We start from the raw sequence: 25,145 nt of genomic DNA, 5'->3' as shown, positions 1-25,145 counted from the left end.
TCACACAAAATTATCTTTTTTCCCTATCCAATAAACTGTTACAGTATTACAAACAACAATGTATAGTAGTAAAACTACAGATCCAAAAAGAATCATTCTTGAACTACCAGATAAAGATATAGCAATTCCTTCATGTTGCAATTTAATTAAAGAAGAATAATTAATATAAAGAAAAGTCGGGGATTGGCCTATCACTAACGCCATCGCTGGGTATCCAAAGGAAAATATAATGAATCCCATACCGAGAAGAGTCGCACTTGTTGTCGATTTACTTATAACCGACAGCATAATTAATATGCTAGCCATTGCTACTAAAGTAAGATAAGCAATTCCGTAATAAGAAATACAGTATAAGAACACGCCAAGTGCATTCGTTTTTTCCGTATGATAAAACAAAAGAATATTCGGTTCATGCTCAAAGAAAATATAGCCAATACAATAACTGCAAATAAAATAAACACTTATAAATAGCAAACTTACCGCTACTATCGTAATTATTTTTGCAATCAGAACCTCCGAATACGTATATGATCTTTGGATTACCATCCTAATTTGACCGCTATGATACTCTTGAGCAAACACAAGAACAATTAAAACGAGTAAAACAAGATTACATATACTCATAAGCATTTCAGATAATGCAAGGACAGGGAACGAATTCGCATATGTATAATCAACCGCTATCCTTTCGACCTCTTGATTATGTTTTAAATAGTACTTAGCAGCCCCAAGTAACATCACTGGTATCATCAAAAAACAAAGCCATGTTACTTTCTTCGCCCAAAGCCGCTCCCATTCCGAGCGTACTAACATCATCATGAGCTCATCATCTCCACGAAAATATCTTCTAATTCTTTATTCCTTCCTTGCAATTCTTCCGTCGTTCCCCGCCATATTAATGATCCTTCTCGAATCATGACCCATGAATCACACATAAGCTCCAATTCACGAATTAAATGACTAGAAATGAAAAAAGTAATGCCCTTCTCACGCTGTAAATCGAGTACAATTTTACGAAGCTGCTTAATTCCAACTGGATCCAATCCATTAGACGGTTCATCCAAAATGATAAAATCTGGATCCCCAAGAAGTGCCTGCGCAATCCCTAAACGCTGCTTCATCCCTAACGAATACGTACCAACTTTATCGTCAGCACGATTTTCTAAACCGACGATTTCTAATACTTGCTGCACTTTATTTTCAAGAACTTCTCCACCAGTACGTAACGTAATCCTCCCTAGATTCCGCAAATTTTTTCGTCCTGACATATAAGGGAAAAAAATTGGAGCCTCTACAATTGCGCCTACATGCTGAAGAGCTTCTTTCCGATTTTTTTGTACGCTAATACCATTAACTAATATCTCTCCTTCATTTGGTCGAATTAACCCCATAATTGTTCGAATAAGAGTTGTCTTCCCAGAACCATTTGGCCCAACAAAACCACAAATCTCATTTTTATAAACAGAAAAAGACATATGACTTAGCAACGTTCTCCCCTTCACCTTTTTCGTCACATCTCTTACTTCTAAAACCGCTTTTTTCATCTCTACCGCCTCCTTACTCTAAGAATAGAAGGTAAAAATAAACAATTTATAAACAAATAAAAAGAAGTTACCCTCACGGCAACTTCTTTCCCATATACCCCATCCAGTATCAATCGGATTATATCAGCGATTTTTTCATTATATCGACGGTTCGACACAGGATATCGACTTACCGACATTCTTCGACAATTAAGACGCTCAACATACCCTATCCCCCAAGCAATTTACTGCCGAACTCTACGATTAAAAAGATAATTAATAGGATCGCGAGTATTTTTAATGCTACATATGCCACTTTAAAAACAACATAAATGAGCAAGACGATTAAAATAATCGTTAAAATTTCCATCTAGAATTCCTCCAAGCTTTGCTCTTCACATCTTATTTTACTCGCCCCACACTTTTTATGGAACGGCATAAGACGACATAGAAAAAAGAGGATACCTCACCCATCGTAAGATACCCTCTTCTTTAGCTGCTCAAACCATTCTCTCTCTAATTGTAAATATCCCATTTCACTCTTCTCAGCGCTCTTCAATTCTTTATCGGCTTTCTTCATATAAGTACGGGACGCTTCCATATCACCCTCTAAATATTTAACAATCGCTTGTGTACGATAATATCCATGTAAGTCTATTTTTGTAATAGCCCTCCCATGTTCCTTTGCTTCTTGCAAAGAAAGACTATCCATCTGATAAAGGGCTTTATATAAAAGATACCAACTATGAAAACTACTAACGAAATATTTATTTTCCTTCGTTACAGGTAGTTGAACAACTGTTTCTATATATGGTATTGCTCTTTCCATTCCTTCTTGATCGGCTCTAGCATAAAAAATGAGCATAAGTCCACTCATTATATCTCTTATACTTTTATCCTCTTTTACTTTTTCCTCACTAAGCTCTATTAATCTCTTATCCCAATCTTTCGGCCTCTTATAACTAAATAACTCACTTGATACTTGAATGTTATATAAATGCTGCTTAGCCTTTTCATCATCTTTAATTAAAATAAGAAATTGCATGCCATCACTCAAAAACGTTCCTTTTATCGGTACGATTGTAGCTGTAAAAATGACAAAGTGTAAAACAGAAAAATATAAAAGATATTGATAATAACTCACCATGTATATGTAACCGGAAGTAATACCAAATAATAAACTCGTAATCGGTCCACCTAAAGTCATCCACGCCCATTTTTTCGAAAGATTCGGTGTCTCTATAGAAGGCGGCACTAACATCGCCACGCCTCCAAAGTACATCCACAATTTATTTTCTCGAATGCGTACTTTCCCCTTCTCTTTTTGAAAAGTAAACGGCCCTACTGTCATAAATTTAAAATTCAAACCGCCTATTAAACCAACTACTACATGTCCTAGCTCATGAATGGCTAACACTAACAATGCAATTCCAACTATTGCCCATAGGTTCAAAATTACTTCTAATTTCCCAGTTCGGATTACTCCGTATAAAATGGACAGAATTAACGCCGCCGTCATAGAACCAGCTGGCCTTCTTAAAATATCCACCTTTTTCTCCCCTTAATAAATCATTTTTCTATGCATTTCGTACATAAATTTTCCAAGATGCAATATCCAAATAAATGAGATTAAGCCAATTAATACAAAATTGATATCACTAGCCACCGTATATATAACGGCAGCCCACCATACATATGCCAATATTGTATTCGTAAATTCATATGCTTTATATCCAGCCTCATGCACAATATGTTTTAATCCTTCATCTGCGTTTTTCGTCCACATTTTCATAGATTCCATATATGTTACACCTTGTTCAGGATATAGCTTATTATAACGATTTTTTGTTATGAGCCCACTAATCACTACAATAGTTAAACAAACGATAGAAGCTACTAAATTCCACACTGCAAATGAAACATTTGTATCCTGCAACAGTGCACGTCTACATGCAATAACTGCATATACAAACCATGCTTGCGTAACTATATCACCTACACGTAAATATATACTTATAATGCCTAATTTTCTGCCTTGTACACTCTCCTCTTCATCACGTGCCTCCGCTAACATACGTGTATTCTTCCAAGTGTAGTACATCATTAAGATTCCAAAAATGGTGCATATACCTATAAATGTATTAGATGATAATTTTCTCGGTTCATCCGAGAGTAAATCTAAAGCTATATAAGATGTTAAAAACCCACCCATCATACTTAATGCCATTTTCCCCACAAAATCAAATTGTTTTTTTCGCTTACTCTTCACCATCATCTTCCCCCTCCACCAACATAAATATTTCCTCCACCGGTACGTTGAAAATTTGTGCAATTTTTAACGACAATACGATAGATGGTGCATAATCCCCGCGCTCAATTAAACTAATCGTTTGCCGCGATGATCCAATCGCTTTCCCTAAATCCCCTTGTGATAAACGATGCTTTGCCCGCAATTCTCTCACTCGATTTTGAAGCTTCATGTCTTCCCTCTTTTTCATTTATTTAATCAAATTGTAAATAATACCCTTATTTTTGTCAATTATAATTGTCATTTTGACGTTAATAATTGACAATTATAACCTATGGGATTTTAAACTGATAAACAAACAAAAGCTTATTAAAATAAAAAAGGCAGTGCATCTGCACTGCCTCCCTAATTTTTGACATAGAATGGATTCCATATTAACTTGCGTTTTGTAAGAATGCTCGTTTTAACTGTTTGCGGAAACGAACTCCTAACGTAATTGCTACAATCGCAATCACTCCAAAAATAATTTTACCAATGTGACCTTCTAGCGCTCCAAAAATATCATGTAAGTTTCCACCTAACCAGTAACCACCGATTAAGAAGAATGATACCCAAAATAGAGCACCTGAGTAAATTGTAATTGCAAAACGGCGGAATGGTAAGTTAATAATTCCTGCAAAGTATCCTGTAAAGTGACGTACACCAGGAATAAAGAAACCGATAAAAATCAAGAAGTATCCATACTTATCAAACCACATTCTTGTTAAGTCGATTTTTCTTTGTGTTAAAAATACGTATTTCCCATACTTTTGAACAAAGGGCATTCCTAATTTATTTCCTAAAAAGTATTGGATTGTCATTCCTACACTTGTCCCAATAAAGGATAGGATAATTAAAATCGGTAAACTTAAATCACCCTTATGTGCTAAAAATCCCGCATATGCTAACGTTGGCTCTCCCGGAAACGGAAGTGCAATATATTCTAACAGCAAACCAACAAGTACAACATAGTACCCGTATTGCTGAAATAATTCATGAATCCATTCCATGTCATCTCTCCTTTCAATCACGTGCAACTTCTTACTAATATTGTATAAAAAAATTGTCGAAATAACTATCACAATAGCTTACATTTTTATTACATTTTTGTAAGGCTCTCACTAAACTTTTACGTTCATTATGTACTCTCATTTTAAAACAATTTAACAAGTATACACTGCGAAAAATCAGGACCTTAATATGCACTTTTTATCCATTTTTTAACACTTAAAAATCGTTATATTTTGTTCTTAATAAAAAACCACTACAAACTCATACTAACTTCATATTAGCTTCATATACGTATTGTAAGATTATATCGGAATTTGTTGAAAAATTTAACCAATATATGACTAAACATTAATTTGAATAAATATTAATCGCTTTTCGAAATTGAAAAAAGGGTGAATAAAAAATGGAAGCTTATAAAATGCACGATTTTATTAATACAAATGTTGAATCTCACCAAAATGAAACCGTTTTTAATTTGCACATATATGAAACAAATGAATTTGACGTAAGTTTAACAAAGTCTACAACACTGTCTTTTATCGTTTCAAAAAAGAACATTAAGATTGTTACGAAAAAATGGATTAATTCAAATCAAGAAAGCATGATTGGCAAAAGCTACATCATTCCAACGAAAGCTTTTCACTACTTCTTACCAATTATTTCTGAAACTGAAGATGAATTAAATATTCAAATTCAAAGTTTTGGACTACATGGCGAACTTTTATTAAATGAAAGATTACTTATTGATAAAAACAACAAACACAATGCCAAAATTACTACCTTCTTTGAAACATTAGATGAAAATGTAAATAAAGTATTACGAGGATTGCAAATTCATTGTATGTAAGACTACTACAATAGTAAAAAGGAGAACATAATGAAAAAACTATTATTAAGCGCACTATTATCATTAGGATTTTTAACTATTCCATTCACAAATGCTGAGGCAGCTGCAACAAATGATCAGCTTATCGTGAATACACAGTTAAATAAAATGGATTATTATCAAAACGGAAAATTCATAAAAAGTTTTACTGTCGCTACTGGAAAGGCAGCTACTCCTACACCTAAAGGTACTTTTCAAATCGTAAATAAAATTAAAAATCGTCCTTATTACACAGGCAAAATTAAAGGCGGCGATCCGCGCAATCCACTTGGTGACCGTTGGCTCGGACTAAACATGGCAGGAACTTACGGAACAACTTATGCGATTCATGGTACGAACAATAATCAGGCAATTGGTAAGTGGACAACACTAGGTTGTATTCGTATGTATAACAATGATATACACTGGTTATTTGAGCGTATTCCCCAGCAAGCTACTGTCACTGTAAAATAACCTCAAAGCGCGATTTACGTGTAGCCAAGAATTTTATGTCTTGGCTTATTTTATTTCTTCATTTACAGTAGCAAAACAACTGTATTTACATATATAATAGGAATAGATTGTGTTAGGTAACATCCAAACATTGATAAACATGGATATTAAAATTATACAGTTATAATATTTTATAAATTTTATAATACATACTATAATAGAATTACTGTAATTCTTAAATATTCAGTTTCACTAAACAACTCCCCTTGCTACTTTCATGATTATTTTATGGCAGGGGCTTATTATATGTATAAACAATCTGAGTCATCGAAAAAATGATGAATTCGAATATTGCAGTTAAAAGCGTTATTTAGGAGGTGTTACTATGACGCATATACTGGTGATTGAAGACAACCCAGATATACAAGAACTAATTCGTGAATTTCTAATGGCACAAAACTTTACTGTTGATGTCGTTGGTGCTGGAACAGAAGGTATACTTCTTTTCCAAAAAAATTCATACGATCTTGTCCTCCTTGATGTGATGTTACCAGATATAGATGGCTATAGTATTTGTAAAATTATGCGAGGACAATCTGATGTACCAATCATTATGTTAACAGGCTTACATAATGAAGAAAGTGAAATTAAAGGATTTGAATTAGGTATTGATGACTATATTACGAAACCGTTCCATTACACCGTATTTATTAAACGTGTAGAAGCTGTATTAAGAAGGGCAGCAACGAAGGAAGCCGAAGCTGCGACTATACTACAATTCCATGAATTGATGTTAAATTCTACAGCATACGCCGCTTATGTTCATGGTAATCAAATTGAATTGACAACAAAAGAATTTGAAATTATTTATACTTTACTGCAAAATCGAGGAAAAGTATTATCAAGAAGTGATTTGTTGAATAAGGTATGGGGCTATGAACATTATGGTGATGTAAGAGTTATAGATACACACATTAAAAACTTACGAAAAAAATTAGGAATTCCTTATATTAAAACGGTGAAAGGCATTGGCTACAAAATCGAATCGTAGCAAAGACAACATCACCAAAAATATTTTCATCAAAACCTTATTATTTTGTATTCTTTTATCACTTTGTCTTTATCAAGTTATTTACTTCTTAGCTTCAAACTACGATAAAGAACGTTTTGCGAAAGAAAATGGAACGCATACTACAGAACAAGCGGATTCAGATAAACAAAACGACCAAAGTAAAACGAATCAAAATAAAGCTGTATCACAGGGGGACATGTTTAATTTCCAATCTGCTATTATAGATTATAATTCTCTCTCTACAGCTATCAATCACCTTTTGCAGCCTAGCCAAACTGCAAAAGCAAAAGAACATACTCAAAATATTTCGGGGAAAAATAGCGCTTCTGCTCCACTTACAGAAACGGAAAAGCAAGTCGCTACTAATGATGCCTTACATAAACAAAATGCAGCAAGTAAAGCAAATGATGCACAAGATAATCCAAAATTAACAGATGTACTGCAGCAATTAGCTCCACATATTGGCGCAACAATGCTTGCACTCTCTCTGCTTGGATCTTTAATTTATGCAAAACTAATTGCTAAACCTTTTCAATATATGAGTGATGCTTTAAAAGATATTATGAATCTTGATTTCTCAGATAAAAAGCTACTCAACAAAAATACTGATCAAACAGATTTTAATTTACAAGTAGCTGCTTCACAAATACCAAACATAGTGAAGAATTTGCATGCGAGCAATCAAGATTTAAGAAATGAACTCAAAAAGGAGCAACAATTAGAACAATCCCGTAAAGAATTTATGTCTATGGTTTCCCATGAATTAAAAACACCAATCGCAGCCGTTATGGGACAACTAGATGGCATGATTCACGGAATTGGAGCTTATAAAGATAGAGATAAATATTTAAAACGTTCCTATGAAATGATGCAAGACATTAACATATTAACGGAAAAAATGTCGGAATTATCCAAAATACAAAACCCTCAATTTAAACCTGATTTAAAAGTTATCTCATTAACTAATATTATTGAGGACGTTATGAAGAAAGTAGATTATTTCGTATCTGTAAAGCAGTTAAATGTTCAATCTAACATTAAACAAGATGTACAAGTTTTAGCTGATCCTAAATTTATTCAAACTGCCATTTTTAACATTATTTCAAATGCAATTCATTATACAATTGACCATCAGCATGTATATATAAAGCTTTATGAAAAGCCAAACGGTTACGCATTAGAAGTATTAAATACAGGTTCACAAATAGATGAGGATAAACTTGCCCATTTATTTGAGCCATTCTATCGCGCAAACCCTGACAAACACGGCTTAGTACAAGGTAGTGGTCTTGGGTTATACATTGTAAAACAAATACTAGATAAACATCAATTCCCTTATGGTATACAAAACACGCCTCAAGGTGTAAAATGTTCTATTGTATTCCCAAAAGCAATGTAAAAACCTACTACAATTTCATATCCCAAATTCATACTTCGTATGAGTGGCGGAATTTTGTAGAGTATATGACTCTGTTTCGTTCGCCCGTTATCCTTATTTGGATAGCGGGCGTTTTTTATTATGTAAAAGGAGGATTTTCATGGAGAAATTTAAGTATTCATTACTCGTTTTATTCGGAGCTTGTAGCTACGGCGTACTTTCAACTATTTTCAAACTCGGATTCATTGATGGATTTTCAGCCCATCAACTATTAGGAGGTCAATATGTCTTCGGATGGATCGGTCTTCTTCTGCTCGTTCTTTTCGTTTCACGTCATAAAGTAACAAAAAAGCAATTCTTTTCCTTACTAACAGTTGGCACAACGATGAGTATGACCGGTATCTTCTACGCTATTTCTGTAGAAGAACTACCAGCATCTATCGCTGTCGTCCTACTTTTCCAGTTCACATGGATTGGTGTCGTTATTGAAGCCATTGCAAATCGAACATTTCCAAGTCGTGAGAAAGTTATATCTATCATTATTTTATTTACTGGTACATTGTTTGCAGGCGGTGTCTTTGAAGGCCTCGGACAAAACTTTTCCACAAAAGGTATGATCTTTGGTCTATTAGCCGCTGTCTCTTTTTCATTCTATGTTTTTGCAAGTGGACGTGTTGCTACAGAAGTTCCGCCTTATACGAAAAGCTTTCTTATGACAACAAGCGCTACTCTTATCGTATGTCTATTCTTCCCGCCAACCTTTTTAACAGACGGTGCTTTGCAAGATGGCCTATGGAAATATGCTTTCTTCCTCGGGTTGTTCGGCGTTGTCGTACCTGTCATTTGTTTTTCAATTGGCGTACCGAAAGTAGGAACAGGACTTGGGACAATACTAGGAGCAGCTGAATTACCAACAGCGATTATCGCTTCTATTACACTTGTACATGAAGTCGTAACGTTTATGCAGTGGATTGGGATCATCTTTATACTACTTGGGATTTTCACTCCTCAGCTACTTACCGCTAGGAAAGAAAAGAAACATAGTAGCGTGCATAGTGCATAACAAAAGACCTTTCATGTATTTGAAAGGTCTTTTTCTCTATCTCACTTTACCGCTCCATATAGCTTTTCTATCTCATGCTCAATTTGTTTTACATCAATCCGTTCAAATAGTGGCTGTACACTATCAATTCTATTCGGCAACGTGTTTTGAGGCTCCCAATTTCGTTTCACAATTGCTAATGTGTTTCTAACTCTTTCACATGAAAATGGTAAAAACGGTTCAAGAAGATTTACAAAATTAGCGATGAGATACACACAATTATAAATCGTTTCTTCGCATGAAACTGGATCATCCTCCCTTTCTTTCCAAGGCTGCCTCTCATCAAAGTATTTATTTGCAAAACGTACTGCATCAAATATTGATTCTAGCGCCACCTTAAATTTAGTTTGCTCAATCGCCTCTCCTACATGTTTATATAATCCTTCTATTTTATCTTTCAGCTCTACATCAATACTTCCCTTCGGCACGATACCACCATAGTACTTTTCAATAAATTTTAATGTTCGGTTCACAAAGTTTCCGTATGCACCTAACAATTCACTATTATGACTGTAAATAAATTCCCGCTATGAAAAGTCAGTATCACGATTTTCTGGTGCGTTCACTGTTAAAAAGTAACGAATAGAATCCGGATCATAGCGTTCTAATATATCAGGCACCCATACTGCCCAGTTTTTACTCGTAGATAATTTTCTTTTTTCCACTGTTAAATATTCATTCGAAACGATATGACGAGGAATTGCCCCTTCTCCTATTCCAAGCAATACCGCTGGCCAAATGACGGAATGAAACGGAATATTATCCTTTCCGTGCACATAATATGTTTTCGCTTCTCTATCCCAAAACTCTTGATCATCTTTCCCTGTTTTTTCAGCCCAATGTTTACTCGCCGAATAATATCCTGTCACTGCTTCAATCCATACGTAAATTTTCTTATCTTCATACCCTTCTACTGGAATTGGTACCCCAATTGGTAAATCACGTGATACAGCCCTATCTAGTAACCCTTCCTTTACGTATCTTTCTGTTAGCTGAATTGCATTGTCGCGCCATGTTCCTGTTTGTTTTGCTGTTTCTACAGCCGCTTTGATTTGCTCCTGAAATGTATGCAATGCGAAATAGAAATGCTCTGTTTCCTGTACGGATGGTGTACTGCCACATAGCTTACATTTCTTTTCTAACAAATCGAGTGGATCTAAAATAGCTGAACACGCATCGCATTGATCTCCTCTTGCTGCTTCATGACAATGCGGACATATTCCTTCTACATAACGATCAGGTAAAAACTGCGTACACGTTTCACAATATGCTTGTTCCACTGTTTTTTTATAAATATGTTCCTCTTCTAATAAACGTAAAAAAACTTTTTGAACCGTTTTATGATGGTGCTCACTATCTGTACGTGTATAGCAATCATACGTAAAACCAAGGTTACGAAAACATCGCTGGAACTCTTCATGATACTTATTAGCAATTTCCTTCGCCGTCACACCTTCTTGTTTTGCCCGAATTGCAATCGGTGTTCCATTACAATCACTTCCCGACACATACAACACATTCTCACCTTTTGCCCTGTAATAACGTGCTAAAATATCTCCAGGTAACAAACTCGCAATATGCCCAAGGTGTAATGAGCCATTTGCATATGGCCAAGCTCCTCCAATAAAAATACTCATCTTACATTCCTCCTTTTAAATATAAAAAGCCCCGCCCCTATCTAAAAAAAGATAAGGGCGGGGCTGTATAAACAGTCGCGGTACCACCTTATTTCGCCAATTACTCACATAATTAGCCTTAACAAGTACGGAGCTATATGCTCTTATACTGTGGTTTTGATAACGAGTACCAACTCTCGTCGCCGCCTACTATTATCATTTCATAAGTTCAGGACGAAGCTCAAAGGCCATTGTTCAAACGAATATTCTTGCTTCTTCTCAGCTACCGAAGCTCTCTGGAAAGAATGTGTTCATCCTACTTTTCCTTTTCAACGCTTTTACGTATAACAAGTATTGTACGACTTAATAACAGAAAAATCAAACTTTTGTCCGAGAAGAAAAGGAAATCCCATCCTCCCGCCGAATACCTATACGTTCACAAAAGGAGTGATATGATTGAATCAAAAACAACTAAGCGCGCGGAATGAAAAAAGCTGGAATGCAGCTGCTTATGAAGCTTGGACGAATCGCCACGGGGCGCCAGCAGATTATGCAAAAAAGCTTATGGAAGATCCCATGCGCGAGGTAGATCAATATTTACCTTACATACAATCTCCAAAAGGAAAACGTATTATTAATTTACTCGGGTCAAAAGGAAATAAAGCTGTTGCTCTCGCCCTTTTAGGAGCTGACGTAACGGTTGTTGATATTTCAGCAAGTAATGCAAAATATGCAAATGAACTTGCGGACGCAGCAGGTGTCTCTATTCAGTATGTCGTTTCTGATGTATTACATGTGCAACTATCAGAGTCATTCGATATCGTATTGCTGGAACTTGGTGTACTCCATTACTTTCTTGATTTAAAACCGCTTTTTCAAAAAATTGCTACCTTGCTTAAGCAAGATGGAATGCTTATCCTTCGTGACTATCATCCTGTTTACACGAAATTATTAGGAGTCGACCACCCATCATTTCAGGCCAATGGAAATTATTTTGATGAAGAATTGATTGAAGATGATGTTGCTTATAGCCTCCTTCTTACAGAAGCACAAAAAGAATCGCTACCTAAAACAACTATCCGTCGCTGGACGCTAGGAGAAATCATTACAACGCTCGCGGAAGCACATTTTAAAATTGAAAAACTAGTTGAAGAACACGGGGCACATCAAAAATGGGTCTTCCCTCCTACTGCACCGGACGGAATGGAAGAACGTGTGCCAGGTCTATATACATTAATTGCAACAGCATGCAAAAAAGGATCCCTTCACGGATAGGATCCTTTTTGCATGCTCACGCATATAAGTTGAGGTTGGAGATTACCATAATTCTGTAGAATAGGACACAAGATATTTCAACATTTCGTCTCTGACTTACGTCGTCAAAAAGGGGTATGACCAACATAACGAAGAGTAATGTTATTAGTTGATACTGATAATCGTTATCAACTAATTAGAAGTATACATGATGTTTTTTCAAATTACAATAGCATTTCTCATTTTTATTTATGAATTTTTTGATATACAAATGTATACATTTTAAGAACATTTACTCATACTGATTTGCTATCTTCCATTATCTGCTATAATTTTCATTGAACAGATTAATAACTTCATAATAATGTTTTTATTAACTCTGTATTAACATTTATAAATCATAATAAATAGTTTTTAAAAGGTAGGGGTAACGATGAAATATGTTAGCATTCGAAAAAAACTACTGTTCACACTCTTAAGTATTTGTTCCTTATTTAGCATTGCTCTTATTGTTATTCTTTCATTCGCCATGAATCAAGCAAATGAAGTCGAAACCTTAAAAAATGATGTATCCAAAAGAGCAACCATTTTAAAAGAACGTGGCGATTGGTTCCAAGCACAAGTTGCTGGTTTACAAGAATATTTACTGTCACATGATCAAAAAGGATTGGATAAATTCAACCGAGAAGGAAAAAAACTAGCTGATACGAGAGAAAAAGTAACTAGTGATAAAAAACTTTCGGAAGGAATGAAAGAAGCCATTTTAATGGGTGGAAAATGGCGAAGCGTCATAGATAATGAAGTCCTCCCTCTCGCTCGCGAAGGAAAATGGGACGAAGCATCCAAAATCGCTTTAGCTCAAACCGATTATGTAAACGACCTTTTAAGTCGTTTTACGAAATATGCAAATGAAGAAAATGATAAACGTGACGCATTAATTGCTGACGTAGAATCTTCTTCATCTCTTATTCAATATATTATTTTCTTCTCACTTATTACATGTACAGTAACATCTATTTTATTAGCATGGTGGTTCTCTGGTAAACTCGTTAAACCGATACGACAAATTGATGAGAAATTAAAAGAATTAGCTTCTCAAGATGGTGATTTAACTGCTAGGTTGCACGTAACGAGTAAAGATGAAATCGGTGATATCGCCAATTCCTTTAATCAAATGCTCGCTAACTTACAACGCATAATAAAACAAGTGCAACAAACATCAACAAGTGTAAAAGAAGCGTCTGAAAATGTGTTTATCGAAACAACTGCTTCTATGGAAAACACAGCAAAAACTGAAGAAACTATGAATGCTCTCGAACACAATATTCGTTCCCAAGTTTCCAGCATCGAAGAAAGTTCAACTGCAATGGACGATATGGCAACGAGTGTTCAGCGTATTGCAGAATCCGCCTCTTCTGTTGCTAGCCTAGCTGTTACAACTTCAGAAAAAGCTGATAGTGGTAATAAAGTCATTGAGAAATCTATTACACAAATGCATACCATTAATGAAGCTGTTAACGCTACATCACAAGTAGTAGAGCGACTCATTACACATACAAATCATATTGATACTGCACTTCAATCCATTTCTAATATCGCGGAACAAACGAATTTACTCGCTTTAAATGCTTCTATTGAAGCAGCCCGTGCTGGTGAACATGGAAAAGGCTTCGCTGTCGTTGCTGATGAAGTACGAAAACTTGCTGAACAATCTCAGCTAGCAGCAACTGATATTAACCATTTACTTCATCAAATTCAAGCAGATACAAAAATAGCAAATGAAATGATGACACAAGGTCAGTCAGAGGCTTCTGAAGGCATTACAGTCATTCGTACTGCTGGATCTTCATTCTCAGAAATTGTTAACCACATTAACAAAGTCTCTACACAAATGCAGGAGGTGTCTGCAACTGCTGAAGAAATGGCCGCAAGTTCTGAAGAAATGAATGCAGCTTTAAATAACATCGCTTCTATTTCAAATGAAGTTGCCGCTGAAACATCACAAACAGCAACTTCAGCTGGTGACCAAGTAAACAAAATGAGTGTCGTTGCTAAAAAAGCAGCTGAAATGAAAACGACCGTACAAGAACTTGAAGTTCTCGTTTCTCATTTCAAAACAAATGCTTAAAGTGAAAAAAGAGAGATTTACAATCTCTCTTTTTTCACTTTAAAATATCTCTTTCTATCTCTCATTCCGTCTGCTATAATTCCTAAAGGAAAGAAGAAAGCTTTATTCCAGACGGAGTAAAGCTTTCTTTCAATTTTTTACATTAATTAATTCTAATACTATGATTTCACAAAGGAGGATTTTATTATATGAGTTTTATTAGCATTCGAAAAAAACTAATGTTCATGATGGGAACGATTTGCGCTTTATTTGGAATCGCCTTAGCTTTTATTTTATTTTTTGCTATTGATCAATCTCGTCAAGCTGAAGCATTACAAAAAGAGATTTCCCCCCTTGCAACACAATTAAAAGAGCGCGGGGATGCTTACCAAGTACAGCTCTCTGCTTTAAGAGGGTATTTATTACAGCACGATCAAGTTGAATTAGACAAATTTAATGAAATGAGTAAACTTCTTGAAGATAAGAAGAATGAGCTTCTTTCAAATCCTAATCTTTCTCAATCTGTGAAAAGCACAATGGAATCAGGATCGGCTTGGAGAAAATTTATTGAAGAAAAAGTTTTCCCTCTTGCAAAAGAACAAAAGTGGGAAGAAGCTTTACAAGTAGCTTATGCAGAAAATGGTACTGTTTATAAAGTAATTGGTGACTTCACAAATTATAGTAATGAACAAGCTAAGCTACGTGATCAATCTATCGCAAAAATTGATCAATCTTCACTACAAATTGAATATGTTGTCTTCTTATCACTTGTTATTTGTATTATCGTAGCTATCACACTTGCATGGTGGTTCTCTGGTAAACTTGTTAAACCAATTCAACAAATTGATAGCAAGCTAAAAGAATTATCATCTCAAGAAGGTGACTTAACAGCCCGCCTACAAGTAAATAGTAATGATGAAATTGGTACGATTGCAACATCATTTAATAAAATGTTAGAAAATCTACAACATATTATTAATCGTGTTCAAAAAACATCTGTGGAAGTACAAAACGCTTCTGAAAATATGCTAGAAAAAACGAATATATCACGTGAGGCAACAATAAAAGTTCAAAGCTCGATGTCTAGCTTAAATGCAAGTATTCAATCGCAATCTGCTAGCATGGAAGAAAGCTCAACCGCAATGGACGATATGACAGTAAGTGTTCAGCGCATTGCTGAATCTGCTTCATCTGTAACTGAACTTGCTGTAGCTACATCTGAACAAGCTAACGATGGAAATACTGTTATTCAAAAATCTGTTTCACAAATGACAACGATACACGACGCGGTAAATGCTACGTCAGAAGTGGTCGAACGTCTAATCACTCATACAAAATATATTGATACAGCTGTACAATCTATTTCTAATATCGCAGAACAAACAAACTTACTTGCTTTAAACGCCTCTATTGAAGCAGCTCGTGCTGGCGAACAAGGAAAAGGTTTCGCTGTCGTAGCTGACGAAGTTCGAAAACTTGCTGAACAATCTAAAACAGCGGCAACAGATATTAACCAGCTACTACATCAAATTCAACAAGACACTGAAACTGCTAACTCTATGATGTCACAAGGCCGTTCGGAAGCATCTGAAGGCATTCATGTTATTCGTGAAGCTGGCAATTCTTTCACAACAATTGTAGAACAAGTAAACAAAGTATCTACTCAAATGCAAGACATCTCAGCAACTGCTGAAGAAATGGCTGCAAGTGCTGAAGAAATGAACGCTTCACTGAATAACATCGCTTCTATTTCTACCGAAGTATCTAGTGAAACAGCGGCAACAGCACAATCTGCTGAGAAAAAAGTCGTTACGATGAATGAAATGACACAAACAGCTAAACAAATGAAACAAACAGTTGAAGAATTAGATCAACTCGTATCTCATTTTAAAACTGAATAGCCATTCCAAAAATATTCCTCTTCCAAGAGGAATATTTTTTTGAGCTCATTTCCTGCACTTTATACATATATCCGTTATAATGAGAATCGATATCATTAATATGTAGGGGGTGCTACACATGTCACAACAAGCATTTGAAGAAAAGTTATATGCAAACTTAGAAGCTGTTATTGACCCTGAACTCGGTGTTGATATTATTAATCTTGGATTAGTTTATGACGTTACAGCAGATGAAAATAATAATGCTGTCATTACGATGACGATGACTTCTATCGGTTGTCCAATGGCTGGGCAAATTGTATCAGACGTAAAAAAAGTATTATCAACGAACGTACCTGAAGTCAATGAAATAGAAGTAAATGTCGTATGGAATCCGCCCTGGTCTAAAGAACGTATGTCACGTATGGCGAAAATCGCATTAGGTATTCGCGACTAAATACAGAAAGACCTGACATCCTAGTCAGGTCTTTTTCTCTTATTATTTTACGCCTACTGCATCATAAGCTTTCGTTACAGCTTGTACAGCTTTAGAGTTTTTACCATATAAATCTTCAGCTGACTGAAGTGCTGCTTGACGCATCATCTTAAAGTCAGAGTTTGCAGTTAAATATTTCGTAAGAGCACGGTAATAAATTTTTTCTGTCGCTTCACGGCCTACTCCTGTTACTTTCACGCCGTAATGCTCCCCGCCTTCAGATACTAAATATGCAGCTTTATTGTTAATGCTACTGTTAATGTGAACGCCGCCATTATCAGCTGTTCCAGTGTAGCGCTTATTGTAGTGATCTGGGTAACCTTCACCTGGTTTTAATGGATTCGGAATAGATGCTGGATCTTTCAGAGAGCGAAGTGCATCACCAGGTTTACCAGGTGTATAAATGTCAGCACCTAAATCCCAGCTCTTCTTCTCAACCATAACACCCATAATATCAGATAACGATTCATTTAACGCACCCGGCTCATTTTTATAAACAAGATTTGCTGTATGCTCAGTGACAGCATGCGTTAATTCGTGACCGATAACATCTAGTCCAGCAGATAATGGAATGAATGTTTTACCATCGCCATCACCATACATCATTTGCACACCGTTCCAAGCTGCGTTATTCCAGCTTTCTCCAACGTGAACAGTAGAAATTAGCTTCGCACCTTTATCATCGAAAGAGTTACGATTAAATGTCTTTTTGTAGTAATCATATACTTTCCCTGCATTTACATGCGCATCAACTGCCGCTTTATCTTCGAAGAACTTAGATTTACTCTTAACTTCTTCTCCCGTATACCCAAGAATTTGTGAGAATAGATTAAACCAGTTTTCGTCCATATTCTCTGCATCAAATGTATGGATACCTTGTCCTCGTTTACCATCAAATAAGTTGAATTCTCCTGTTTTCGTATCTTGAGCAATTTCAAATGATTGTTTACCGCCCAATACTCCGTAACCAAATCCTGTAATGTTATCTACAGCGTTATATTTCTCAATCACATTTCCATTTGTCGCATCAACAAAGTAATGCCAATACCCTGGAGCTGGCTTTGAAATCGATGCTTTCACTAAGTATGCAAGATAGTAATTCCCATCTTTTTCATACACATATAAATCTTTTTTCACACCGTCATAATTCTTTACTTTACCAACTTCTTTTTCAATATCTGCCTTTGCAATTGTTTCTGCTTGCTCTGCACTAATCTTTGCAAATGCAGGAATATTTTTATCCTCCAAATTCGGAATAACTTGTCCGAAGAATGCTTTTACATTATTCTCTTTATCTAGTGTAACTGTTTGATCTGAACCGTACACAGGAATATTATTATGTTTCTCAACTAGCTTCACGTGTGTTGTACCGGATTCAGCATCTTTTTCTTCCCCAACGACATTAAAGTGTTTATCCATATTTCCTGCTAATTTGAACATATCTTTCTTACTCTCTAAATATTGAAAGACCGTTTCTTTTTTATCTAGTCCTTCCGGTGCTTTCCATTCTTCACCTATGTATGCAGGCGTTTTAAATTCTTGATGGTATTGAATTTTTTGTTCTTCCGCTTTCGTTGTCGTTGCTCCAAATGTTCCAAATCCCCCGGCGATAACAGTTAACGCTAATGCTGATGAAATGACTTGCTTTTTCACTATAACATTCCCCATTCCCATAAAGATTTTTGACACTTTTATACAATTCTTGTTTTTCAAGTTGATACCTTTCCCTAAAATTTGAGAAAGTTTTTTCTGACAATTCCACTCAAAAAAAGAGGACATCTATCGGATGTCCTCTTTTCAAACCTTTTATTGTTTTTTCAATTCAATTGCTAAATAGTGAGATTGCTCTTTCGCTACAATATGAATATCTTCTTCCACCGCTTCTGCTGCATCACGCATAACAAGTGTCTCACCATTGATTACACTACTACCTTCAATTTGTACAAGATACAATTGACGGCCTTCTTTCACTGGAAAATGAATTTCTTTTCCAGCATGTAACGATAAAGCATATAAATTCGCATCTTGATGAATTTGAATTGGTGCCCCACCTTCTACTTGAGATACCATATGAAACCATTCATTTTCACGCTTGCTCCAATCAAATTTAAACTCACCATAGTTTGGTTTATGGTCCGCGCGATCTGGTAAAATCCAAATTTGTAGTAAACGTAATGTTTCATTTCCTAAATTATGCTCACTATGAAATACACCCGTACCCGCACTCATATATTGAACATGTCCACGCTCAATTGTTCCGCGGTTCCCCATGCTATCTTCATGTGTTAAAGCACCGTCTACAACGTACGAAATGATTTCCATATCGCGGTGGGGATGCATATCAAAACCAGTTTGCGGTGCTACTAAGTCATCATTAATTACACGTAATGCACCGAAGTTCATGTTATTAGGATTATAATAATTTGCAAATGAAAAATGAAAATGTGTATTTAACCAACCGTGATTTGCTCTTCCCATATTTTTATGATCAACTTTTCTAAACATATCCTTCACCTCATATTATCTCGAATTCGAGATTTATTTTAAAATTTTTCTCACTGTAACTTTTTTAGTAATTGTAGTAATTGATGTTGTTCTTCTACATTTAAATTTTGAAACTGCTCCGCTTGGAATGTTTCTTGAGGCGGGATGATTTCTTCATATAAAGCTCTTCCCTTTTCTGTTAACGAAATATATTTTGTAGTACCTTCTTGTTCACGACGAATCCATTCGAGTTGCTCCATTTTATTTAAAAGCTGCGTAATATTTCCCTTCGTAACAAATAGCTTATTTCCAAGCTCTTGCTGCGTTAAACGGCCATGCCCTCCAACTTGAGCTAGTACATCAAACTGAGCGGCAGATACTTTCCATTCTTTCAAATGCTGATTCGTCTCACGAATACTTTTGTTATAAAAACGTGATAAACGAAACCATAGTAGTAAACCTAGTCTATCTTCTGTTTTCATTTCATCACCTCGCTCATTTCATACCATTAGTTTAGAACTAAACTTCATAAAAGTCAATTACTTATTTTTAGTAAGAAGCAAAGAAAGCACAGCGCTATTTCTCCACTATGCTTTACATTAACTTTCTATTTTTATATTCATCTAACTTCCTCTCCGCGAACTTTCTCGCATCTTTCTCAATCCATCTATCTTCGTACAATTCACTTCCAACATACAATACTTCGCTCTTATGCTGCATTGCATGACGAAATTCATGCAGTAGTGTTTTAAGGACTTGCTCATACTCTTCCCACATACAAACAAAAATTAATTGTTTTTCTTTATGATAAAAACCACCTACCGGGAATAAAAATTCCTCTTCTTCTTCTCCTAGTGATAAAAGGACATGATTCGCATCACACGTATCACAAAAAATAACCGGTGTTTTACATACTTCAATCAGTGAAAATAAATCGTCTCTAAGCCTTTTGACATCCCAAGGAAGCTCCGAATCCAACACATACCAATTCTCCACCTGTTGATATACATTTTGAAACTGGAGTTCCATTTCTCTTTATTCCCCTTTCCAAGCACCCTTTTTCTATATGTATGCCACAATATGGTAAATATTAAACATATTCTTTCATCCTTGAAAAAATACCAATAAAAAAGGAACCTATGCCGACATAGATTCCTTTTCCGTAATCACTTTTTCATACATATCTTTTACTTTTATTTTTTTAATTTAGTTAGTCTTCGTATCCCACTTAAAGATTTTATTTAAAAATTTATATACATTCTTTGACTCTTTTGTCAGAAGTGGACCTAAGATAGATAGTATAAGCACGTATAGTGCTGAGAATGGCTTCAAGACTGACATTAAACCACCAGCGATACCGATATTGGCCATAATGATGGAGAATTCTCCTCTTGAAACGATTGTTAATCCAATATTTGTTGACGCTTTATGAGATAATCCAGCTTGTCGTCCTGCAATCATCCCCGCTACAAAGTTCCCGATGATTGTAAGAAGAACTGCACCTAACGTTAACCATATCGCTCCGCCCAATGAGAACGGATCAATGCTTAATCCGAAACTGAAGAAGAAAATAGCTCCGAAAAAGTCTCTAAATGGAACAACGAGATGTTCAATTCTGTCACTATGCTCTGTCTCAGAGAAAACTAATCCTAAAAGAAGTGCTCCAATTGCTTCGGCAACATGAATTGTTTCCGAGAATCCTGCAATAAAGAATAATGAAGCAAATACTACAATAATGAAAATTTCATCCGAACTAATATTAAGCAATTTATTTAATAACGGCGTCGCCTTTCTAGCTACAATAAAGAATAGAAGCATGTATCCTAAAGCAATTCCAATTGAAGTAAGGGCACCTAAGAATGAAGCGTGATCCCCTAGAACTAATCCAGAAACGACTGATAAATATACAGCAAGGAATATATCTTCGAACATGATAATTCCTAAAATTAATTCGGTCTCATTATTACCAGTTCTTCTTAAATCCACTAACACCTTTGCAACGATAGCGCTAGAAGAAATCGTAATAATCCCCGCAATAATTAAGATTTCTAGTAAAGGGAATCCCATGATAAATCCGTACAATAACCCAAGTGAAAAGTTAATTAAAATATAGATCGTTCCGCCAATCGCAATAGAACGTCCAGATTTAATTAATTTTTTCATCGAAAACTCTAGTCCTAGATAGAACAGAAGGAACAGAACTCCAATCCGTCCAAGGAAGGAAATGACACTTGCACTTTCAATAAACTTGAAATCGATCACACCTATTGTCGGCGCGTGTGGCCCCACTAACATCCCAAGAACAATTAAAAACGGAATAACTGAGAATTTAAACTTACCAGCAATTACTGCTGCAATTGCAACTAATACTAACGCTGTACCAACTTCAAAAATTAACGTATCCATCTAGTCAGTCCCCCTATTCGAAAGTAACTCATTAATAATTTTTTTTATTTCTTCTCTCTCACCTGAAACTACAAGCATATCGCCTTCCTCAATTACTGTTTCTGGTCCTGGATTAAATAGCTTTTTCATATTCTTTTTCATAACTGCAATAATCGTTACGCTATATGTTTTTCTTATTTCCAGATCGCCGATTGTTTTTCCGATTGCTGGCGCAGCATTCTCCACTTTAAACCACTCAATCGCCAAACCTTCAAAAACCATTTCAACATTTTCTAATGCTCTCGGCTTATATACCATTCCACCTAGTATGGCTGCAATTTGTCTTGCCTCTGAGTCACGTAATGAAATACTTGAGATACTTTCTTCATGGTCTGAATCAAAATGATACATTTCTCTACGCCCGTCATCATGAATAACAATCACCATCTTCTCGTTACCTTTCGTAACGATTTGAAACTTATAACCAATACCCGGAAGTTCACTTTCTCTAATATTCATATTTAGCTCCTCCACAACAATTTTTATTTGAATTTTCTGTTTTTCTGTCTTTTATTCATCCAATCAACTTTAGAAACTCTAACCATTCAGGATACCTGTGATTTGGAAATCTTTTATTGTAATAATAAGTGGCTCCTAAAAAGATACTTAAAGATGTAATGATAAAAAATATATTACTTCTCATTTTCAAACTCTTAAGGCTTACTTTCCATAAAGTTTCTTCTTTCAAATTATCCCCTCTTTCTTGCGTTACATTTAGTTTTTTAAAATGTAAATAATTCTAAAAATATTAAGATGTAACATAATCATAACATAAAATTAGTTTAAGTAACATAATTTTTTAGAAAAATTGATTCTCGTATATTTTTTGCATATAATTTTCTTATTACGGAAAAAAGGAAGTGTATTATATGGTTGATATCTTTAGCAGATTCCTTGAGGTAACGAATAATATTTTATGGTCATATATTCTTATTGCAATGCTAATCGGCTTCGGTCTTTATTTCTCTTTTAAATTAAAATTTGTCCAAATTACTCATTTCAGTGAGATGGTCGGTTTAATTAGTAAAGGATTTAATCCAAAAGAAAAAAAGAAAGATAGCATCTCTCCGTTCCAAGCATTTTGCTTAAGTGCAGCAGCACGTATCGGTATCGGAAATTTAGCTGGTGTAGCATTAGCTATTTCAATGGGTGGACCTGGCGCAGTGTTTTGGATGTGGTTTATCGCCATCCTCGGAGCAGCTACTAGTTTCGTAGAATGTACGCTCGCACAAATTTATAAAGTAAAAGATGGCAGCAGATTCCGTGGTGGACCCGCATATTACATGGAAAAAGGATTAAACAAACGCTGGATGGGTGTTTGGTTCTCACTTCTTATTACAGTTGCATACGGATTAATTTTCAATTCTGTACAAGCAAATACAGTAACAATTGCATTTGAAAATGCTTTTGGACTAGAGCGAACGATCGTAGGAGCTCTATTAGCTTTATTAGTTGCAGTTATTATTTTCGGTGGCATTAAGAGCATTTCACGTATTACGGAAATGATTGTTCCTCCAATGGCAATCATTTATATTGGTGTGGCTATTTTTGTCGTGATTAACAACTTTACTATGTTACCAAGCATTTTTATGGAAATATTTAATGGTGCATTCGGTTTAGACCAAGCCATCGCTGGTGGTATTGGAGCAGCAATTAAGTACGGAATTCAGCGCGGTCTATTCGCAACAGAAGCAGGTATGGGTAGCTCCCCTAACGCAGCTGCAACATCAGATGTATCTCACCCTGTAAAACAAGGACTTGTTCAAGCATTAGGTGTTTTCGTAGACACATTCTTAGTATGTACATCAACAGCATTTATCGTATTATGTTCTGGACTTTACAAAGGTTCAAATTTAAAAGGTATCGAATTAACACAAAATGCATTAAGTTCACAAATCGGACCGTGGGCAAGCACTTTCTTAGCGATTATTATTTTCCTATTCGCTTTCAGTTCTTTACTAGGAAACTACTATTATGGTGAAACAAATATCGCATTCATTAAAGAAAGTAAAACATGGTTAATGATTTATCGCGTTGCAGTTGTCGGAATGGTATTCTTCGGATCAATCGCTGCCCTTCAAACAGTTTGGAGCTTAGCTGATTTATTCATGGGACTAATGGTATTCACAAACTTAATTGCCATCTCATTCCTAAGCAAATTCGCCTACGCAGCATTAGTAGACTATATTAAGCAAAAGAAACAAGGAAAAGATCCTGTTTTCATTGCAAGTTCTATCCCTGGCTTACAAAATACAGAGTGTTGGGATGGACAGGATATAGAAGAAAAACAGAAGGCTGTGTAATAATTAAAAGCGGAGGCGGCTCGTCCAGAATCGCAGGCTATTTGGAGCTCTCGACCTTGAAGCGCTTTTTGCTTCGAGCGAGAGAGCGAAATGCCCGGAGATTCTAGCCGCTGGAGCTGGATATCACTAAAAGTGAAAGCAGCTCGTTTAGAACAACAGCTATATATCAAACAAAATCCCTATTACTTCAACGTAATAGGGATTTTTATTTACAACAGTTCATAATTTGTTCAAATTAATTCCAGCAAAAGGGTTGATTTATACGAATTACTAGATTATAATAATTATAAATTAGTAATTGATATCACATAACAACTCAAAAGGAGATTGATCATAATGAACAAACAAGTAATCGAAGTATTAAACAAACAAGTAGCAGACTGGAGCGTTTTATTCACAAAATTACACAACTTCCATTGGTACGTAAAAGGACCTCAATTCTTCACATTACATGAGAAATTCGAAGAACTTTACACAGAATCAGCTACTCACATCGATGAAATTGCAGAACGTATTTTAGCAATTGGCGGCAAACCAGTAGCAACAATGAAAGAATACTTAGAAATATCTTCTATTCAAGAAGCAGCATACGGAGAAACTGCAGAAGGGATGGTCGAAGCAATCATGAAAGACTACGAAATGATGCTAGTCGAACTGAAAAAAGGCATGGAAATCGCTCAAGACTCTGATGACGAAATGACATCTGACCTACTACTAGGCATCTACACAGAACTAGAAAAACACGCTTGGATGCTACGTGCGTTCTTGAATCAGTAATACTTAAAAGCGGAAGCGGCTTGCTCAGAATCGCAGGGCATTGGAGCTCTCGACCTTGAAGCGCTTTTTGCTTCGAGCGAGAGAGCGAAATG

General features: G+C 35.6%; 24 protein-coding genes, 1 pseudogene and 1 other annotated feature. Of the genes and pseudogenes, 11 read left to right on the top strand and 14 right to left on the bottom strand.

What is annotated here, in order from left to right; all coding sequences use genetic code 11:
- The 7 genes from PDK19_RS25615 to PDK19_RS25585 all read right to left on the bottom strand — a co-directional run bounded on the left by PDK19_RS25615 (position 1) and on the right by PDK19_RS25585 (position 4,820).
- Positions 1–819 (bottom strand): ABC transporter permease subunit, encoded by an 819-nt coding sequence (locus tag PDK19_RS25615; RefSeq protein ID WP_016718855.1) that lies wholly within the window; start codon positions 817–819, stop codon positions 1–3.
- Positions 816–1,544 carry an ABC transporter ATP-binding protein gene (locus PDK19_RS25610; protein ID WP_049113727.1) on the bottom strand — a complete coding sequence of 243 codons (729 nt, stop codon included), beginning with the start codon at positions 1,542–1,544 and terminating at the stop codon, positions 816–818. Before PDK19_RS25610 ends, PDK19_RS25615 begins: the two co-directional genes overlap by 4 nt.
- 208 nt (positions 1,545–1,752) lie before the next feature.
- Positions 1,753–1,893, bottom strand: coding sequence for a DUF3985 family protein (locus tag PDK19_RS25605; RefSeq protein ID WP_000404784.1), 141 nt, complete (start codon positions 1,891–1,893; stop codon positions 1,753–1,755).
- Positions 1,894–1,989: 96 nt separating this feature from the next.
- On the bottom strand, positions 1,990–3,042 hold the full coding sequence (locus PDK19_RS25600) for a M50 family metallopeptidase (protein WP_262722767.1): 1,053 nt from the start codon (positions 3,040–3,042) through the stop codon (positions 1,990–1,992).
- Between the two features lie 42 nt (positions 3,043–3,084).
- Entirely contained in the window at positions 3,085–3,795 is a 711-nt protein-coding gene (locus PDK19_RS25595; RefSeq protein ID WP_000240935.1) for a DUF3169 family protein, read from the bottom strand.
- Positions 3,782–4,003 carry a helix-turn-helix transcriptional regulator gene (locus PDK19_RS25590; RefSeq protein ID WP_000776164.1) on the bottom strand — a complete coding sequence of 74 codons (222 nt, stop codon included), beginning with the start codon at positions 4,001–4,003 and terminating at the stop codon, positions 3,782–3,784. The genes PDK19_RS25595 and PDK19_RS25590 overlap by 14 nt, the downstream gene beginning before the upstream one ends.
- Before the next feature lie 202 nt (positions 4,004–4,205).
- Complete coding sequence (locus PDK19_RS25585; RefSeq protein ID WP_000454756.1) at positions 4,206–4,820, bottom strand: DedA family protein; 615 nt, start codon at positions 4,818–4,820, stop codon at positions 4,206–4,208.
- Positions 4,821–5,224: 404 nt separating this feature from the next.
- On the opposite strand from PDK19_RS25585, the gene PDK19_RS25580 reads away from it, so the two are divergent.
- The 5 genes from PDK19_RS25580 (at position 5,225) to PDK19_RS25560 (ending at position 9,652) form a co-directional block, all read left to right on the top strand.
- Positions 5,225–5,668 (top strand): DUF3978 family protein, encoded by a 444-nt coding sequence (locus PDK19_RS25580; RefSeq protein WP_270708176.1) that lies wholly within the window; start codon positions 5,225–5,227, stop codon positions 5,666–5,668.
- Positions 5,669–5,698: 30 nt separating this feature from the next.
- Entirely contained in the window at positions 5,699–6,160 is a 462-nt protein-coding gene (locus PDK19_RS25575; protein WP_000735048.1) for a L,D-transpeptidase, read from the top strand.
- 364 nt (positions 6,161–6,524) lie between these two features.
- On the top strand, positions 6,525–7,190 hold the full coding sequence (locus PDK19_RS25570) for a response regulator transcription factor (RefSeq protein WP_000148833.1): 666 nt from the start codon (positions 6,525–6,527) through the stop codon (positions 7,188–7,190).
- The gene (locus PDK19_RS25565; RefSeq protein ID WP_000201975.1) at positions 7,168–8,610 is read left to right on the top strand and encodes a sensor histidine kinase; all 1,443 of its coding nucleotides are present in this window, start codon (positions 7,168–7,170) and stop codon (positions 8,608–8,610) included. Before PDK19_RS25570 ends, PDK19_RS25565 begins: the two co-directional genes overlap by 23 nt.
- Positions 8,611–8,749: 139 nt before the next feature.
- Positions 8,750–9,652, top strand: coding sequence for an EamA family transporter (locus PDK19_RS25560; protein WP_000410497.1), 903 nt, complete (start codon positions 8,750–8,752; stop codon positions 9,650–9,652).
- A 41-nt stretch (positions 9,653–9,693) separates the two neighbouring features.
- Here the strand turns inward: PDK19_RS25560 and metG are convergent.
- Positions 9,694–11,328 (bottom strand): annotated as a pseudogene (gene metG, locus PDK19_RS25555) (methionine--tRNA ligase).
- A gap of 50 nt (positions 11,329–11,378) precedes the next feature.
- Positions 11,379–11,649 (bottom strand) — a binding site (T-box leader).
- Positions 11,650–11,763: 114 nt separating this feature from the next.
- Here metG and PDK19_RS25550 point away from each other — a divergent pair.
- From PDK19_RS25550 to PDK19_RS25535, 4 genes are all read left to right on the top strand, one after another.
- Positions 11,764–12,582, top strand: a complete 819-nt coding sequence (locus PDK19_RS25550) for a class I SAM-dependent methyltransferase (RefSeq protein ID WP_074615581.1) — start codon at positions 11,764–11,766, stop codon at positions 12,580–12,582.
- A 412-nt stretch (positions 12,583–12,994) separates the two neighbouring features.
- Entirely contained in the window at positions 12,995–14,689 is a 1,695-nt protein-coding gene (locus PDK19_RS25545) for a methyl-accepting chemotaxis protein (protein ID WP_049113734.1), read from the top strand.
- Between the two features lie 188 nt (positions 14,690–14,877).
- Entirely contained in the window at positions 14,878–16,569 is a 1,692-nt protein-coding gene (locus PDK19_RS25540) for a methyl-accepting chemotaxis protein (RefSeq protein WP_000008435.1), read from the top strand.
- A 118-nt stretch (positions 16,570–16,687) separates the two neighbouring features.
- A complete protein-coding gene (locus PDK19_RS25535) occupies positions 16,688–17,005 on the top strand; it encodes a metal-sulfur cluster assembly factor (protein WP_000082521.1) in 318 nt (105 codons plus the stop codon).
- Positions 17,006–17,047: 42 nt separating this feature from the next.
- Here PDK19_RS25535 and nprB read toward each other — a convergent pair whose 3' ends face one another.
- The 6 genes from nprB to PDK19_RS25505 form a co-directional block, all read right to left on the bottom strand.
- Positions 17,048–18,697 carry a neutral protease NprB gene (gene nprB / locus PDK19_RS25530; protein WP_014893422.1) on the bottom strand — a complete coding sequence of 550 codons (1,650 nt, stop codon included), beginning with the start codon at positions 18,695–18,697 and terminating at the stop codon, positions 17,048–17,050.
- 153 nt (positions 18,698–18,850) lie between these two features.
- The gene (locus PDK19_RS25525) at positions 18,851–19,549 is read right to left on the bottom strand and encodes a pirin family protein (RefSeq protein WP_000488943.1); all 699 of its coding nucleotides are present in this window, start codon (positions 19,547–19,549) and stop codon (positions 18,851–18,853) included.
- A gap of 50 nt (positions 19,550–19,599) precedes the next feature.
- Entirely contained in the window at positions 19,600–20,010 is a 411-nt protein-coding gene (locus PDK19_RS25520) for a MarR family winged helix-turn-helix transcriptional regulator (RefSeq protein WP_000845455.1), read from the bottom strand.
- A 112-nt stretch (positions 20,011–20,122) separates the two neighbouring features.
- A complete protein-coding gene (locus PDK19_RS25515; protein ID WP_000422825.1) occupies positions 20,123–20,557 on the bottom strand; it encodes a DUF3920 family protein in 435 nt (144 codons plus the stop codon).
- 177 nt (positions 20,558–20,734) lie between these two features.
- Positions 20,735–21,934, bottom strand: a complete 1,200-nt coding sequence (locus PDK19_RS25510) for a cation:proton antiporter (protein ID WP_000380218.1) — start codon at positions 21,932–21,934, stop codon at positions 20,735–20,737.
- Entirely contained in the window at positions 21,935–22,432 is a 498-nt protein-coding gene (locus tag PDK19_RS25505; RefSeq protein ID WP_001026069.1) for a cation:proton antiporter regulatory subunit, read from the bottom strand.
- Positions 22,433–22,842: 410 nt separating this feature from the next.
- Here PDK19_RS25505 and PDK19_RS25500 point away from each other — a divergent pair, with 410 nt between their 5' ends.
- Both PDK19_RS25500 and PDK19_RS25495 read left to right on the top strand, forming a co-directional pair.
- The gene (locus PDK19_RS25500) at positions 22,843–24,276 is read left to right on the top strand and encodes an alanine/glycine:cation symporter family protein (protein WP_000227583.1); all 1,434 of its coding nucleotides are present in this window, start codon (positions 22,843–22,845) and stop codon (positions 24,274–24,276) included.
- Between the two features lie 336 nt (positions 24,277–24,612).
- Positions 24,613–25,053, top strand: coding sequence for a Dps family protein (locus tag PDK19_RS25495; protein ID WP_001041889.1), 441 nt, complete (start codon positions 24,613–24,615; stop codon positions 25,051–25,053).
- The last annotated feature ends 92 nt before the right edge of the window (positions 25,054–25,145 follow it).

It is taken from the genome of Bacillus cereus group sp. BcHK124, assembly GCF_027712065.1.
Taxonomy (GTDB): Bacteria; Bacillota; Bacilli; order Bacillales; family Bacillaceae_G; genus Bacillus_A; species Bacillus_A pacificus.
This window is presented reverse-complemented; position numbering and strand designations above follow the sequence as displayed.